Annotated in this window: 9 protein-coding genes; 6 read left to right on the forward strand and 3 right to left on the reverse strand. The window is 65.1% G+C overall.

From position 1 onward, the window contains the following. The first annotated feature begins 83 nt into the window (after positions 1–83). The 6 genes from GA615_RS14585 to GA615_RS14610 all read left to right on the forward strand — a co-directional run bounded on the left by GA615_RS14585 (position 84) and on the right by GA615_RS14610 (position 7292). A complete protein-coding gene (locus GA615_RS14585; RefSeq protein WP_152052041.1) occupies positions 84–965 on the forward strand; it encodes a YicC/YloC family endoribonuclease in 882 nt (293 codons plus the stop codon). 172 nt (positions 966–1137) lie between these two features. Then, a complete protein-coding gene (gene gmk / locus GA615_RS14590; protein WP_152052042.1) occupies positions 1138–1740 on the forward strand; it encodes a guanylate kinase in 603 nt (200 codons plus the stop codon). Next, positions 1733–2008: a DNA-directed RNA polymerase subunit omega gene (locus GA615_RS14595; RefSeq protein ID WP_152052043.1), complete on the forward strand. Its 276-nt coding sequence runs from the start codon at positions 1733–1735 to the stop codon at positions 2006–2008. The genes gmk and GA615_RS14595 overlap by 8 nt, the downstream gene beginning before the upstream one ends. A gap of 187 nt (positions 2009–2195) precedes the next feature. Then, on the forward strand, positions 2196–4469 hold the full coding sequence (locus GA615_RS14600; protein WP_152052044.1) for a DNA translocase FtsK: 2274 nt from the start codon (positions 2196–2198) through the stop codon (positions 4467–4469). Between the two features lie 85 nt (positions 4470–4554). Continuing rightward, positions 4555–5265 carry a DUF4058 family protein gene (locus tag GA615_RS14605; protein ID WP_152052045.1) on the forward strand — a complete coding sequence of 237 codons (711 nt, stop codon included), beginning with the start codon at positions 4555–4557 and terminating at the stop codon, positions 5263–5265. A 140-nt stretch (positions 5266–5405) separates the two neighbouring features. After that, entirely contained in the window at positions 5406–7292 is a 1887-nt protein-coding gene (locus tag GA615_RS14610) for an esterase/lipase family protein (RefSeq protein ID WP_152052046.1), read from the forward strand. On the opposite strand, the gene nadE is transcribed toward GA615_RS14610, so the two are convergent. The 3 genes from nadE to GA615_RS14620 all read right to left on the reverse strand — a co-directional run bounded on the left by nadE (position 7213) and on the right by GA615_RS14620 (position 14722). Beyond that, the gene (gene nadE / locus GA615_RS14615; RefSeq protein WP_161602345.1) at positions 7213–9285 is read right to left on the reverse strand and encodes an NAD(+) synthase; all 2073 of its coding nucleotides are present in this window, start codon (positions 9283–9285) and stop codon (positions 7213–7215) included. The genes GA615_RS14610 and nadE overlap by 80 nt on opposite strands. Before the next feature lie 119 nt (positions 9286–9404). Continuing rightward, positions 9405–9773, reverse strand: coding sequence for a hypothetical protein (locus GA615_RS27515; RefSeq protein WP_161602346.1), 369 nt, complete (start codon positions 9771–9773; stop codon positions 9405–9407). A gap of 236 nt (positions 9774–10009) precedes the next feature. After that, positions 10010–14722 (reverse strand): S8 family peptidase, encoded by a 4713-nt coding sequence (locus tag GA615_RS14620; protein WP_152052048.1) that lies wholly within the window; start codon positions 14720–14722, stop codon positions 10010–10012. Positions 14723–15339: the final 617 nt, after the last annotated feature.

The following is a 15339-nucleotide window of genomic DNA, read 5'->3' on the forward strand; positions in this document are numbered from 1 at the left end:
GGACGGGTCTCGGTGTTGCGTCTCGCTCTGGTCCTGGTTGGTCTCGTCTGGTTCCCCCCGATCACGACCCTGGAGGGCTCGCCGTGCTCCTGAGCATGACCGGATTCGGCGAAGCCCGTCGGCAAGACGAGGCCCGCACCATCAGCGTCGAGGTTCGCAGCGTCAACGGGCGGCACCTGAAGCTCTCGACCCGCATCAGCGAGCCCTTCTCGGCCCTGGAGCCGGACATCGAGCGCCTCGTCCGCCACCGCCTGAAACGCGGGACGGTCCAGCTCAACCTCCGGGTCGAATCGCTCCGCCGCCCCGAAGACTACCGCTTGAACCTCGCCGCCCTGGAAGGCTATCGCGCCCAGTTGCTCACCTTCCTCGGTGGCGGTCAGACGCCCCCCGACTTCTTCTCGGCCCTGCTCTCCCTGCCGGGCGTCGTCGATTCGACCCGACCGGCCCTCGACGACCCCAGGGAACACTGGCCGACTCTCGAACCGATCGTCGTCGAGGCCCTCGATCAGCTCCACCAGAGCCGACTCGAAGAAGGCCGGTCGATGGATCAGGAACTCCGCTCGCTGGCCCTCGACATCACCGGCCATCTCGACCGCATCGCCTCCCGAGTGCCCGAGGTCGTCTCGGCCTACCGCGATCGTCTGATCGAACGGGTCGGCTCCTTGATCCAGGACCGCGGCCTGACCATCGAGCCCGAGCACCTGATCCGAGAGGTCGCCATCTTCGCCGAACGCTCCGACATCGCCGAGGAGATTACCCGGCTCCGCGCCCACCTCGACCAGTTCGACGCCGTCCTCTCCTCCGACGACGCCCCCGGCCGCAAGCTGGAATTCGTCGTCCAGGAAATGGGCCGCGAGACCAACACCATCGGCTCGAAGGCCAACGACGTTGAGATCAGCCGCTCCGTCGTCGAAATCAAAGGCTCCCTCGAAAAGATCCGCGAACTCATCCAGAACGTCGAATGAGTCCGTCCCCCCCCCCGACGGTACGATTCCCCCGGACGCTCCATCGACCCAGGCCCTGCGACCCCGTCCCTCGGCTTCAAGCTCGCTTCGACCTTCTCGTTCGGTCGGCCCCCTGGACGCTCTCGATCCTCCGATTTCTGCTCGCTGCCCGCTGCCTACAGCCTACTGCCCCATGACTTACGACTGGACCCACCTTCCTGGCCGCTTGCTCGTCGTCTCCGGACCCTCCGGATGCGGCAAGAGTACGATCTTGCGCAGGGTGCTGCAGAAGCCCGGCGTCGGGGCCCGTCTCTCGGTCTCGGCAACGAGCCGCCCGGCCCGCCCCGGTGAGGTGGAGGGGAGCGACTATCACTTCGTCTCCCGAGGCAACTTCGAGGCCGCCCGCGACCGGGGCGAGTTCCTCGAATGGGCCGAGGTCCACGGCAACCTCTACGGCACGCCAATCAAGCCGGTCATCGCCTCGCTGGAAGCGGGCCAGTGCGTCATCCTCGAAATCGACGTTCAGGGAGCCATGCAGGTCCTCCGCGCCGTGCCGTCGGCCGAGACGATCTTCATCACCGTCCCCAACTTCGAGATCCTCGAAGCCCGCCTCCGAGGCCGCGGCACCGAACCCGAGCCCGTCGTCCGCCGTCGGCTCGATAACGCCCGGCGCGAACTCGAATCCCAGCATCTGTACACCCATACCATTATCAACGACGACCTCGACCGCGCCGTGGCCGAACTGGACACCTTGCTGGCCGAGTCGGGTTGCGGAGGAGACGCCCGCGATGCATGAGGAACTGAAGGAAGAAGAGATCGTCAACCGCGTCGGCGGCCGGTTCAAGCTCTCCACCTTGATCCAGAAGCGCATGATCGCCCTGAACCAGGGGGCCCGCCCACTGGTTGACATGCGAACACCTGACAAGATGGCCATTGTGATCCAGGAGATCATGCAGGACAAGATTTTCCTCGACCTGGCCGGTAATGTCCGCTCTCGGGATGAGGCCGAAGACATCGGCGGGCCGCTCGGCGAGACGGTCGACCTTACCCAGCCGGAAGACTGAGCGCCGATTGCCACAGATCGGGCCGACGAGGAGCAAAGCTCGCCGCCCGGATCTGCCGATGATCGCCTAACGGATCGATCGGGCCCGGGTTCGCACCAGGGGTCGCGAGCAGGCCGACCCCGGAGGGTCGCGCCTGGCGGCCTTCGATGGTGGTTCCGGGCCTCGTCGGATGGCCCGGGGGGCGTTCATGCTCGATCGTCAGCGACTTTGGCGCAACGGACGGGGCCTGGCCCTGCTCGTGGGCGGCCTGTTCCTGGCATTGAGCCTGCTCGGGTACGACCCGGCCGATGCTCCCGGTACGGCCATCTACCCGCCGAATCAAGGGGACGCCCTGGCCAACCCTTGCGGCCCCATCGGCGCGGCGCTCGCCCACCTTTTGTACACCTGCTTCGGCTACGGGGCGCTACTGGTCCTGCCGGCCTGGTTGATCGTGGCGGTTCGGGTCTTGATGGCCCGGCCGATCACCGACCCGCCCGCCCGGTTGCTCGGCCTGGGCGTGCTGATCGGGGTAACCTCGGCGGCCTTGCAGCAACTTCGCCCCGACCTGCCCGGCGCGGCTCCGGTCGGCTCGGGAGGCTACCTCGGGGTCCTGATCGGTGAGGGGCTCCGCGGCCAGGTCGGGCCGATCGGCCTGTCGCTGGTACTGACCTCGGCGGCGGTCGTCGGTCTGGCGCTCTGCCACGATCTGATCTTCATCCTCCCTCGACGCCGGTCGAGCCTGCTCGGGTCGGCGGGTGAGCCGATGCCCGCGCACCCCGGGGCCTCGGTCCCGGCGATTGCCCGACCAAGGGGAGCCGATCTGCCCGCCCCGGTTTCCCCCCACGCGGGAGTCCCGCCCGCCGGGGTTCCGGCTCCGACCCGGCCGACCCCAGCCGCCGCCCCGCCGCCGACACCGGGAGTGCCTGCCGTGCGCCCCCCGTCGTCGCCGCAGCGGTCGGCCTCGGGCTACCAGGGTCCGCCGATGGACATGCTGGAGCCCTCGTCGGCCGTCCCGGTGCAGGAACGCGAGGCCTCCATCCAGGCCCGCGCCCTGATGCTGGAGAAGACCCTGCTGGAGCACGGCTGCCAGGTCCGGGTGGTCCAGATCGACACCGGGCCGGTCATCACCCAGTTCGAGATCGAGCTGGAGGCCGGCCTGCGCGTCTCGAAGATCGTCGGCCTGGCCAACGACCTGGCGATTGCCCTGGCCGTGCCGAGCGTCCGGATCGTCGCGCCGATCCCAGGCAAGACGACCGTTGGCATCGAGGTCCCCAACGAGCGGCGGTCGATGGTCCGGCTCCGCGAGGTCATCGAGGGGGTCGCGGCCGGCGACAGCCTGAAGCGGGCCTTCATCCCCCTGTTCCTGGGCAAGGACGTGAAGGGCTCTCCCCTGGCGTTCGACCTGGCCGAGATGCCCCACCTGCTCATCGCCGGCCGAACCGGCACAGGCAAGTCGGTCTGCCTGAACGCGATGATCACCTCGATCCTCATGACCCGTCGGCCCGACGAGTGCAAGCTTATCCTCATCGACCCGAAGATGGTGGAGCTATCGCAATATAAGCAAGTTCCCCACCTGATGCACCCGGTCGTCACCGACATGAAGAAGGCCGAGTCGCTGCTGGCGTGGGCCTGCGAGAAGATGGACGAGCGCTACACGTACCTCGCCCGGGCCGGTGTGCGCAGTTTGCACTCGTACAATCAACTCGGCCCCGACGAGATCTACGCCCGGCTCCAGCCCGAGGATGAGGAGGAAGCCCAGCGCATCCCGACCTTCATGCCGCACATCGTCATCGTGGTTGATGAAATGAGCGACATGATGATGACTGCCGCCAAGGAGGTCGAGGCCCACATCGTCCGCCTCGCCCAGAAGGCGCGAGCGGTGGGGATGCACCTGATCGTCGCCACCCAGAAGCCGACCGTGGACGTCATTACCGGCCTGATCAAGGGAAACCTGCCCGCTCGAATCGCCTTCCAGGTCTCCAGCCGGGGGGATAGCCGCGTCGTCCTCGACGAGATGGGGGCCGACAAGCTGCTGGGCAACGGCGACATGCTGTTCCTCATCCCCGGCACCTCGCACCTGGTGCGGGCACAGGGCACGTATGTGTCGGACCTGGAAGTGGAACGCATCTGCAACTATTTGAGCCAGTATCCTCAGGAGTTTAGCAAGGAGTTGATGCAGCTTCGTGTCGGCGGCGGGGTCGGCGGCAAGGACGGCGCGGCCCTGAAGGACCGCGACGAACTGTACGAGACGGCCATCGAGGTGATCATCCGCGAGCAGCGCGGCAGTTGCTCCCTCTTGCAGCGAGCCCTCGGCATCGGCTACGGCCGCGCCGCCCGCCTCATCGACTTCATGGCCGAGGACGGCATTGTCGGCGAGTACAAATCCGGCTCCGCCCGCGAGGTCCTCTACTCCTGGGAGGAATGGGAAGCCCTCAAGGCCGGCGACGATCCCCCCGAGGGCCTCGGCGAGGCCGCAGCCTGATTGACGCGTCGTCGAGTGCATTGACCGCGGTGAACGGTCCGAGGGATGATGGGCAAGACGAAGTGCCACTCCCGAGGAGGCTGTGATGCCGCTGCACGACTGGAACCGCGTCGAGAACTGGGACGGGGTCCATCTGCTCTGGATTGCCGAGCTTCTCCGATGGATCAAGCCCCGACTTCCGGAAGGATACCGGGCCTACGTCGGCACTTCGCCGCGCATGTCGATCGGGGCTCCTACAAGCAAGGCAGACGTTTCGATCCGGGCCTGGCCCAGGGCGGCTCACCCCGGCGACCGCCCCAGCGAGGAGGTCGGCACGCTGCCCGAGGGGCTCAGGCCAGACATCGAGGTCATCGTCGATACGATTGAATCCGACGCGGCGTTGTTCGTCGAACATGGCGGCTGGCTGGTGGCAGTCATCGAACGCGTCTCGCCACGCAACAAGGACCGCCCCAGCTCCCGAGAAATCTACCTCACCCGGTATCTCGCGTATCTGCACGACGGCGTCAACCTGCTGCTGATTGATGTCCTGCCCCATCCCTACGGATTCTCGTTTGCGGATACGATTGCCGCCGAGATCGGTCTGGAACAACCGCCCACGCCCACCCCGTTTGCCGTCTCCTATCGCGTCGGCGAGCCTGTCCCAGGGGAAGGCCGATTCTTCGCGGCCTGGCGACGTCCAATGACCGTCGGCCAACCCTTGCCGACCATCACTCTCCCCCTGACGGTCAATGAAGCCGTCGCCGTTGACCTGGAGGCAACCTACGCCTCAGCGGCATCGGACGCCTATCTCGACTGAGCGACGGTTTGTCTCTCCGAGCACGGCTCGGCAGCCGCAAGCAGGCTTCGTCTGATTGAATCACGGCGAAAATGCCGATCTGAGGAATGTGTGCGAGAGGATGACAGTTCCGCGAGCACGGCTGCAAGGAGCGCGAGGCGATGGTGGCTCGCGGAGGATGGAATCGAGCGTGGGTGCTCGTTCACCTGGTTCTGGTCTGCGCAATCGTCATCGCTGCCTGCCAATCCCCGAAGATCCGGGAACGACCGTTTTCGAATCATCCGGCGATCCGATCGGCGGGAGCGGGGCATGGTGCGTCGAGGGATGCGTTTGGGCCGAGTGACGAAGCCTCCTATCAACGGCTCGTCGCTGAGGTGGAGCGACCGGGAGGAGCCTCGGCAAGCCGTTTGCTTGCGTTGGCGGATTTTGCAGACCGGCAGGGGCGTCGGCAGATTGGGCGAGAACCGGTCGCGGCGCTCTCGTGGTTCCGAGACGCAGCAGTCTACGCGTCATTCGCGCTGGAAAATGCCGATGAACCACTGATACAGGCCCGTGCCGTCGATCGCCATAACCGCGCGGTCGAGGAGCTGCTCCGTTGCTCGGGGACCGGCCCCCGGAATGTCGATCCCGCGTGGCGAGACCGACTCGATGCGGAAGGCATTCGTGTTGTCACCACCCATCCGAACCGCGCCGGCTTGCCGATTGACGAACTCTGGATCGCCGGGGATTTCCGGGTCCGGAACCTGGAGCACTTCGGCCAGGATGGACTCGGTGTGCCGCTGGTGGCCGCCGGTGTGCTGAGCAATCGAGACGCGGTCCCCGATCGCTTCCTTCCCAGCCAGCTCAAGCTGCCCGCAACAGCGGTCTTGCAACCGACGGGGCCGCTCGACCATGGTTTGTGGCGGCAGCAGCCGGTCTTGCTCGCGCTTCACGATCCGATCCAGGAATCGGTGGTCGTCATTGGGAACGGTGTGGGTACGATCGCGCTTGCAAGCGACCTGACGACCCCAATCGCCTACCAGTTCCTGAAAGCCCCCGGGCAGGAAATCGGTTACGGCGGGTTGTTCCAGCCCGATCGGCTCTCGACGCTCCCGGGCATTTTCATGCAGGGGCCTTATAAGCCCGGGAAAATCCCCGTCCTGTTCGTTCATGGGCTCTCGTCAAGTCCGGTCATGTGGCTGGAGACGGCCAATGCGCTTCAGGGAGACCCCGAGATCCGGGACCGTTACCAATTCTGGTATGCTTATTACCCGACCGGAGCAGCCCTGGCGTTTTCGGCAGCTCGTGTCCGCTCGGAACTGGCCGCGATCCACCAGGCGATCGACCCGGATCGCGTTGACCCCGCGCTCGATCAGATGGTTGTCGTGGGTCATAGCCTGGGAGGTGTCCTGTGCCGGCAAATGCTCCAGTCAAGCGGCCGGAGAGTTGAACAGGGCATGTTCACGCGACCATTCGAAAAGGTCATGATGTCTTCCCAGACCCGGCAACGGCTGGAGCAACTGCTCTACTTCGAGCCGGTTCCGTCGATTCGGCGCGCGGTGTTCATCATGGCACCGCACCGGGGGAGCAATGTTGCGAGTGGTTTGATCGGACGGGTCACGACTGCTCTGGTGCAACGAACGCGAGAAATCGAGCTGTATCGAGATGAGATCATCGGCTTGAATGGTCCGGAGGTCTTCAGCCCGGTGTTCCAGAGGCGTCCGCCAAGCAGTATTGATAATCTGGAACCTGAGAGCCCGATCTTAAACGTTCTTGCGGAACTGCCGACGGCTCCCGGCGTGCCGTATCATTCGGTGATCGGGAACCTCTTTCCGGAAGGTCCCCCCTCGCGCTGGTCGGATGGAGTTGTTCCCGTCGCGAGTGCCCAGCTCGATGGTGCCGTCTCGGAACTGGTGGTCCGTAAGAGCCACTTCGGCGCGAATTCTCCCGAGGTGGTCGCGGAAGTTCGACGCATTCTCCACCTTCATCTCAACGATCAGGTGTCTCCGACCGCGCAGAATGGCACAGTTGCTCGACATACCGATCCAGCTCGGCCAGTTCGTCGGTGAAGGGGGTCTGGACGGGGGGGAAGCGGAAGCCGGTCTTGGGGTCGAGGTCGAAGGCGGTGACGCGGAAGCTGATGGCGAAGCGTTCACGCTTCCACTGGGCGAAGCAGAAGAGGCGAACAAATTTGCGAATGTGAGCGGCGAAGGCGCGGGGGTTGTTTTCGTAGTGGTCGGCGAAGGCGGGCCAGAGGCGGCGGAAGATGGAAACGGGGTCGAGCGAGAGCTGGACGAAGGCGTACATCAGTTGATCGAGGACCGGGAATGGCATCAAATCTGCTTCATCCGTTTGTGCCTTGTCAGGCGGGCGAAGCTCGGCGGTGGCGTCCATCACGTTGATGAGGTCGAAGCCTTTGAGGCCGTGGAACTCGGCGGCCCAGGCGAGGTAAAGCTTCACGAGGCTCTTGGGCACGTCGGCAATCGGGGCCAAGCCGCCGGAGCTGTCGCCGTCCATCGTCGTGTAGCCGACGGCGGCCTCGCTCTTGTTGCTGGTGACAAGTAACAACGATCCGTGCAGGTTGGCCAACGTCCAGATCAAGGTTCCACGCAGGCGGGCCTGGATATTTTGAAGCGGCAGATCGTGCGCGGGGTTCTCCCAGGAGAGGGTTTCCCCGGTGAGGCGAGAAACGGTGGCCTCGCACGAATCGAGCGACGATTGAATGTTCGTTTCATAATAGGTCGCGCCCACCTCCTCAGCCACGGCTCGGGCAGCGTTGCGGGTGGCCTCGCCTGAATTTTCCGTGGCAAGGTAGGCGCAGAAGAAGCGTTCGGAGACGAGGCGGCGGACCTCGTCGATCGACAACGTCGGGTTCGCGTAGCGGTACATCCGATGCACAAGGAGTGCGACCATCCCGCTATCCCGGCCTCCCGAAAGGGCGAGGCAGCAGGAGGGGATCCCCGTCTTGGCGACGTAGTCGCGCAAGGCGAGGCAGAGGGCGAGTTCCAGTTCCAGATAGTCGAGGTCGCGCCCGGTGATTACCCGACCGTTCAGGACGCTGGTTTCGAGGTCCTGGAGCGAAGGGTCCGGATGTTCCGGCTCCGGAGGCTCGTAATAGGGAGGAGGAGGGGGGGGCACGCGGTCGGTCTGGAAGTCGCCGGCGAGGTGGATTGTCTGCGGGATGGCATCGACGCCGACCCGGGCCAACTGGCCGCGCCAGGAACCTTCCTCCATCCGGGAGTGGCGAATTTCTCCCAGGTCGACGACCCGGTGCACCAGTTCCCACTCGCGGTCGAAGACGAAGCGACGCCCCTCGGTCTCGATCCGGCCGTTGACGCCGATGAACAGGCTGCCGTCGAAGATCAACCGCGTTGCGTCGCAGCCAAGCAAGGACGCATACAGATACACGCAATGATCTTCGAGGCTGATCTGCCGCACCAACCGCCGGCGCATCCGGTGCTTGCCGATCGAGAACCACGAGGCCGACGGATTCATCAAAATCTCGGCCCCCGACAACGCATAGGCCGATCCCGGCCGGATGCCTTGCCAGGCGTCCTCGCAAATTTCAAAGGCCACCACCCCCAGGCCCGGCAGGTCGAACATCTGCGTGCCGAGCGGCGCGGTGGTGCCGTCTGGCCCCCGAAGCTCGACGACCCGCCCCCGGGGCCAGGGGTTGAAGTAGCGGTTCTCGTACTCGACGTCGCCGGTCGCCAGGTTTTCCTTCGCGGCCAGGCCGGCGAGTTTCCCATCGGCCAGCAGGGCCATTGCGTTGTAGATCACCCCCTCGAACAGGACCGGAAGGCCGACGGCCACGGCGATTCCCTCGGTCGCGTTGGTCAGGGCGAGCATCCGGTCCCACGAGCGTTCCATCGTGCCGGAGCGCAGGAGGCGATCTCCCAGGCTGTAGCCGGGAATGCACATCTCGGGCAGGCAGAGCAGGCGAACCCCCTCGTCCCTGGCCGCGGCGATGACTTCCCGGATTCGACGATCGTTGCCGCTCCAGTCGCCGACCGTCTGGTTCAGCGACGCGACCGCCACGTGTGCCTGATGCCGAGCGAGCACGGCGAATCTCTCCGTTGGCCGGGGAAGGGGGGTCCCGTCTTGGGCTCGTCCTTTCCGACAGTGTAGGACGAACCGTTCCCCAAGCCCAGTCATCGCCGCCCGCGTGGGCGTGGATTGGTTCAGAGGTACTCGTCGACCGGCTCGACCATCTTCTCGGGAGCCAGAATGGCGACCAGTTCTCGGGCGGCGTCGCGGTCGCCACGAGACACCTGAAGGCGGGCGCGGCCGTCGGGAGCCCCGTTGAAGTCGCCCCAGGCGCGAAGCGAAGCGGTCTGGATCGTCAACTGGTCGCTGAACCACCCCTCGCGCAGGCCAACGGCCGACACCACCTCTCGAGGAATGCGGACCTCGTGAACCTTCGCCTTCGAGTAGCATCCCCAGTAGTTGACCCGGTATTCGAGCACAACCTCGTCGTCTTCCAGACGAATCAGGCCCTTGAGTTCGTGGAACGAGGACCAGTCGGTGCAGGCAAAGGGAATGGCGATCATGATGGTCGGCCCTCTCGTCGATCCGTGCGCAGGACGAAACGCAACAGGGGTGATTCGCCCGGCCGCTCCGATTCTTTTCGGAATTTTTTTCAGCCCGCCCGCTCGTCGATCGAGGGGAACGGGCGAAGGGGTCCGCCCGGTCCCGGCGTTGACGGTGGAGCAAGGGCCCCCGGCACCCCTCCCAAAGGGTGAGTACCGGGGGCTCAGAGGATCGACCCAGGCCGAAGCGCGGTCGATCAGGAGACGATGCGGGCCAGGCGACGGAGGCCGGGAACGATCTCCGAGCGGTCAAGCGTTTCCAAGGCCATGTCAATCACGGCGTCGTCTCCGAGCGAGTCGGCTCGATCGTCATCGGCAACCGGGATCGTCGTCAGCGCGATCGGCGAGACCGAGGGGCCGGCGTCGATCGGCCAGCCGCGGTCGGTCGCCGGAGTGGCATCAGCCTCGACCGACTCCGCCGGGCGGATCGTGTTGCCAGGGACGACGGGGCGGATCACCGGATCGGGTACGGTCAGGGCCGCGATCGCCACCGAGGCCCCTCGACCGCGTCCACGCCCCGGAGTGGCCGGGGCGGCCTCGGGGTCAGCGCTGCTCGGCGAGGAGGCGCCATTGATGCTCAGGACGTACTCGCCCTGGGTGTCCTCAAGGCCCTCGACCTTGATCGCGTAGAGCCCGCCGCCATTCTTCGGAACCTTGTACTTCAGGCCGACCTGGCGGTTGGAGGCGGTCCCCTGGACCTCGGCTACGATGTTCCCCGAGGGATCGTAGAGGCGGACGACCGGGATCAAACCGTTCTCAAACGCCCCAGGGCCCCGGGCTGGGAGCAGAAGGTCGACCTGAAGCATCCGGTTGCCGGCGACCTCGACGAGCGACACATCGCGGTCGGAACCGGAGCGGAAACTCAGGTTATCAAACGCGAAGGCGCCCGCCACCGAGGAATTCGGGGCGATCTCCGCTCGCGAGACTGGCGTGCCCTCGTACTGGAACTGGCCTTCTGCGAAGAAGAAACCCTGCGGGCTCACGGCCACCTGGAAGGTGCCGATGAGGCTGTTGGTGGCGTCGAACAGCGTGACGGTGGCACCGTCGGGTATCGAGAGGTTGGCCGAAAGCGCCAGGCCGAACTCCAGGGAGGAGACCGGCTGGTCGAAGTCGAGCGTCAGGACCCCTGCGGCCGAACCGACCAGGCTCGGGTCGCTGATGAAGGTCGTTGTGCCAGGCCCGAGGGTGTTGAACGTGGCCGCGGTCGAAGGGACCCCGCCGATCGTGTAGCCGAAGGTGACCCCGGCCAGGCTGACGCCGTTGGCCGGCTGCGAGGGCAGTTCATCAAAGGCAATCGTCGCCTCCTGCCCCTGGCCGACATGGCCAAGCGTCCACAGGCGACCGGCGGCCGAGGGAGACAGGACCGGCTGGGCCGAGGCCAGATCGTCGTTGCCTTCCAGGTCGAACGTCAGGCTGCGGGTCGCCACCAGGCTGTAGTCGGTGTTGGAATCACCGGACACGCGGACGTAATAGGTTCCCGATTCCGGGGCGACGAACTGGATCAGGTCATCGACGTTGGTGGGAAGGCCTTCGAGTCCGAGGTCGATGCTGATGGCATCGAATTCGGCCTGTCCGGGTCCGGTCGCCGACTGCGGGATCATCTCACGGAACAGCAGGCGGACGGTCGAACCGGCGAAGGCGGAGAGGTCGGCCGAGTGCGATTGCCAGCCGGTGTCTCCGGTCGGGTTTTCGGCCTGGGTTCCGGTTGAAAAGACCGAAACCTCCTGAAGCACGACGTTGGTGGCCGGATCGACGATCAGGACCTCGCGGGTCCTCGGCAGACTGGCAAAGGAGCCGAGGGTGAAGTTCCACTGAATCCGATCCTTCCAGGAGAGGGTCGGGCTGGTGTCGGCCGGAATCGTAACATCCTGGAACATCAAGAATTCCATCGGACCGCTGCCGTCGAAGCCGTTCCAGGCCACGAAGGTGCCGTCCTGAGGCTCGGTCAGGGCCATGTCAAAGCCGCCGCCGACTCCAGCACCGCTGACCGCCCAGGGTCGGAAGGGACCGCCGGTGGTCTGCACGGTCCAGCCGGAGAAGTCGCCCGTTTCGAAGCTGCCGTTGACGATCAGTTCGTTTTGCTGCTGGAAGGAAAGCCCCTCGGCCAGAACCTGGCCGTTGGCGTCGAGCAGTTCCAGTTGCACCGCGCCGGCAGAGAGGGCCTTGGCCGCCAGGGTCAACGACTGGCCGGCGTCGAGCGTGACGGCGTGCAGGTCGGTGTCGGCAAAGCCGAACTGCGTGACCAGCCCATAGGGTTGGGGAGCGGCCTGCGTAAAGCCGACAATCCCGAGCTCGGCATTGACGTTGCCCGGGAACGAGTAAATGCGCGTCGTCGAGGATTGCTGGAACGAGCCCGAGGCATCGATAAAGTTCGAGACGGGGGAATTGCGCATCTCGATGTCGAGCAGCAGATCGCCCTGGCTGGGGTCGTAGTCGAACAGCGCGGCCACATCGAGCACGATGTCAAAGGGATTGGGGGACCCGGTGCCCGTGCTGGAGAGGGTCATCTGGCCATCGAAGACCGTCACGAATCCGTCGCCAATGTTCTCGGCGAAAACGGGAGACGCGGTGGCCACGCTCGTCGCGGCGTAACCCAGGCGGATCCTCGCGTCGATGACCACGTTGGAGAACGGCCCGGCTCCCACGTTGCGGCGGAAGCGAACCTCGTCAATCAGCCCTCCTTCGGCGAACTCCGAGGCCGAGTAGATTTGTTGATAGCGCATGCTCGGCTGACCGAACTGGCCAATGTGGAACGGCCAGGCATTGCCCGTGTCTCCCTCGACATCCTCCAGGGCCGCAGGGACGGTCGCCTGATTGCCCGCGTCGATGCGCCCGAGCACCGCGGCCCGTGCCGGACGGCTCGAAACCGGGTCGTCGTAACCGCCAAGCATCGAGAGAAAGGCCGGGTCGAGCGACTGGGCCGAACCGATCGTGTCGTTCGCTTCCCCGCCTCGACCTTCGGCCTCCAGCGCCGCGTTGAGCAAGACGCGCAGATCGTAACCGCCTCCGGAACCGTCTTCCCCTCGGACCGTGATGACGAACGACCGGGCCGACGGCGCGTTGCGGCCAGGCGAATTCAAAGGCCCTCCGACCGGCTCGGTCTGGATCATGGCCACACCGTCCGACGCCACCGCCGAGGCAACGATCTGCAAATTGCCCTCGTCGTCGGCCATTGCCAGTTCGACAATCGGCTGCAATCCGCTTCTCGCCGCGACCTCGATGGTCAGCGTCTGGCCGGGATCGACGAGCAGCTCGTAGCGATCGGCCGCCTCGGAAGAGAACGTCGCGAGGAACCCGTTCGCGGTGGCTTCGTAGACGAGCGAGCCCAGCGGTTCGACCGCCTCGAACGGCGGCAAGACGCGTAGCTCGTCGCTCCCCTGGAGCAGTTGCAGGGTGGAGAAGGCGTTGAGTCGACCGCCGGTGATGGTGATCCCCTGCAGCGAGGGCACGGGATCGACCCCGGCCAGGATCGCCTCCTTGATCAAGGATGCGCCAACACCCGGCGCGATGGAGGCCGCCAGCGCCGCCACGCCGGTCACGTGAGGTGAGGCCATCGACGTGCCGTTGAAAAAGGCGTAGTTGCTGTTGGGGAGCGTACTCAAGACATTGACCCCTGGCGCCCCCAGGTGAACCGTGTTCGGGCCGAAGCTGGAGAAGCTCGCCCGCTGGTCTCGGTTGTCCGTGGCCGCGACCGAGATCACGTTCGGCAAAGCGAGGTTGGCCGGGAAGGCGGGGGACAGGTCGTTGTTGCTATTGCTGTTGCCAGCAGAGGCAACCAGCAAGATGTCGTTCTCGGCCTTGCGCTGGGCCGCATCGAACAGCAACGGGCTGAAAGGGATGCCGTAGCTATTGTTCGTGGCGACCACGTCGACGCCGAAGTCTCCCTTCATTGTCGCCACGTAGTTGTATGCCTGGATTGCTCCGGCAAGCGTGGGGCCGGCGGTGCCGATGTTCAGGGGCATGAGCTGGACATCCCAGTTCACCCCAGCCACCCCGACCCCGTTGTTCCCGACGGCGCCGACGGTCCCCGAGACGTGCGTGCCGTGGCTGTTGAAGTCAAAGGGGTTGTTCGTGTTCGTGACGAAGTTCCAGCCGATCAGGTCGTCGACGTAGCCGTTGCCCGCGGTGTCAACACCGTCGGCCCAGGCCGGATTGTTCAGCAGGTCGAAGCCGTCGATGTAACCGTTGCCGTTGAGGTCGGAGACGAACGCCGCATTGGCCGGGTGGTTCAGGTCGCGGAACAGGATCATCCCGTCGCCGGTAACGTCCGTCAGAGCCCCCCGCAGGGCGGCCGGAATCTCGGCCTGGTTCATCCAGACGTTCAGGTACAGGTCGGGGTGGGTATAGTCCATGCCGCTGTCGATGATGCCGACGGCGACGTGGCTGCTGCCGGTCGAGATGTCCCAGGCACCTGGCGCGCCGATATCGGCCCCGGGAATCCCGGCCTGGGCGCCGATGACCTGGCCGGTGTTCTCCAGGCCCCAGAGAGCGCCGAAGGACGGGTCGTTCGGGATGGCGGTCCACTCCCCCACGAAGTTTGGTTCGAGGGCATGTGTATGCCCCGTTCGCGTCAATGCGGCGGCCACGGAGTCGGGATCGACGCCGGCATCGACCCGCACCAGGAACGTGCCATCCATCCCCAGGTGCTCAACCCTTGAAACCAACCCTGCATCATCGAGCAGTTGCCGGACCGAATCGGCCTGGGTCGTCGCCTCGCCAGTGACGTCGTCCAGGCGAACGATGTATTCATCGGGCCTGGCCAGCGCCTCGACATCGTTCCAACGGACCAGCACCGCTCCCTCAGCCACCTGCTGCTGGCCGGCATAGGCCGAAAGCAACACGCGTTCTTCCAGGGATTCCAGGGTTCGCAAGCGTCGGACGTTTCGGGAGATGGATCGCGAATGACGCATCACGGGGAAGCTCCTTTGGCGGTCGGATCAATGCAGACAACTCACATGCACACACCAGCGCGCAATCGCCCTCGGACGGACATCGCATCGACGCGACCCGCAGCCATTTGGGGGGAAGTGAGGAACGACTCATCTGTTCCATCGTCGAGCCTGTGCATCCGATGAACAGGCGCGGACGACGATCATCACCGTTCGAGACGTCCGACCGGATTCAAGCCACCGACCGACCGCCTCAGCAAACGCGGATCAGAAAACCGCTGACGACGAACTCGGAGAAATCCATCCTGGTGACCCGATGGCCGTGGCGCGGTGAACCCGAACCGAGCATCATGATGATGCCTGGCCATCCTCTGCGGTGGTCATCCTGAGGCGTCAAGCAGTCAGATGCAAGAATTATTTTCGAAGAATTGTCAGGAGGTTGACACGCGGCAACGCATGCACGCACAAACTCACCTTGTTTTCGATTCACCCAACACCCGCCGTGCATACCCGGTTTGGGCCGCGCCCAGCGACCACAACACATCAAGAATTTATCACAATCAAATCAAAAAGATAGCCGAATGCAACCCACGAGACAGGAATCAGCCCGGACCTCCTTCGCAGCAGGTCTCGCAGAT

The organism is Tautonia marina, assembly GCF_009177065.1.
GTDB lineage: Bacteria > Planctomycetota > Planctomycetia > Isosphaerales > Isosphaeraceae > Tautonia > Tautonia marina.

What these genes read in the sequence shown, in the direction of transcription:
- gmk (WP_152052042.1), top strand. Translation starts at nt 1,138, where the DNA reads ATGACTTACGACTGGACCCACCTTCCTGGCCGCTTGCTCGTCGTCTCC.
- GA615_RS14595 (WP_152052043.1), top strand. Translation starts at nt 1,733, where the DNA reads ATGCATGAGGAACTGAAGGAAGAAGAGATCGTCAACCGCGTCGGCGGC.
- GA615_RS14600 (WP_152052044.1), top strand. Translation starts at nt 2,196, where the DNA reads ATGCTCGATCGTCAGCGACTTTGGCGCAACGGACGGGGCCTGGCCCTG.
- GA615_RS14605 (WP_152052045.1), top strand. Translation starts at nt 4,555, where the DNA reads ATGCCGCTGCACGACTGGAACCGCGTCGAGAACTGGGACGGGGTCCAT.
- GA615_RS14610 (WP_152052046.1), top strand. Translation starts at nt 5,406, where the DNA reads ATGGTGGCTCGCGGAGGATGGAATCGAGCGTGGGTGCTCGTTCACCTG.
- GA615_RS27515 (WP_161602346.1), bottom strand. Translation starts at nt 9,773, where the DNA reads ATGATCGCCATTCCCTTTGCCTGCACCGACTGGTCCTCGTTCCACGAA.
- GA615_RS14620 (WP_152052048.1), bottom strand. Translation starts at nt 14,722, where the DNA reads ATGCGTCATTCGCGATCCATCTCCCGAAACGTCCGACGCTTGCGAACC.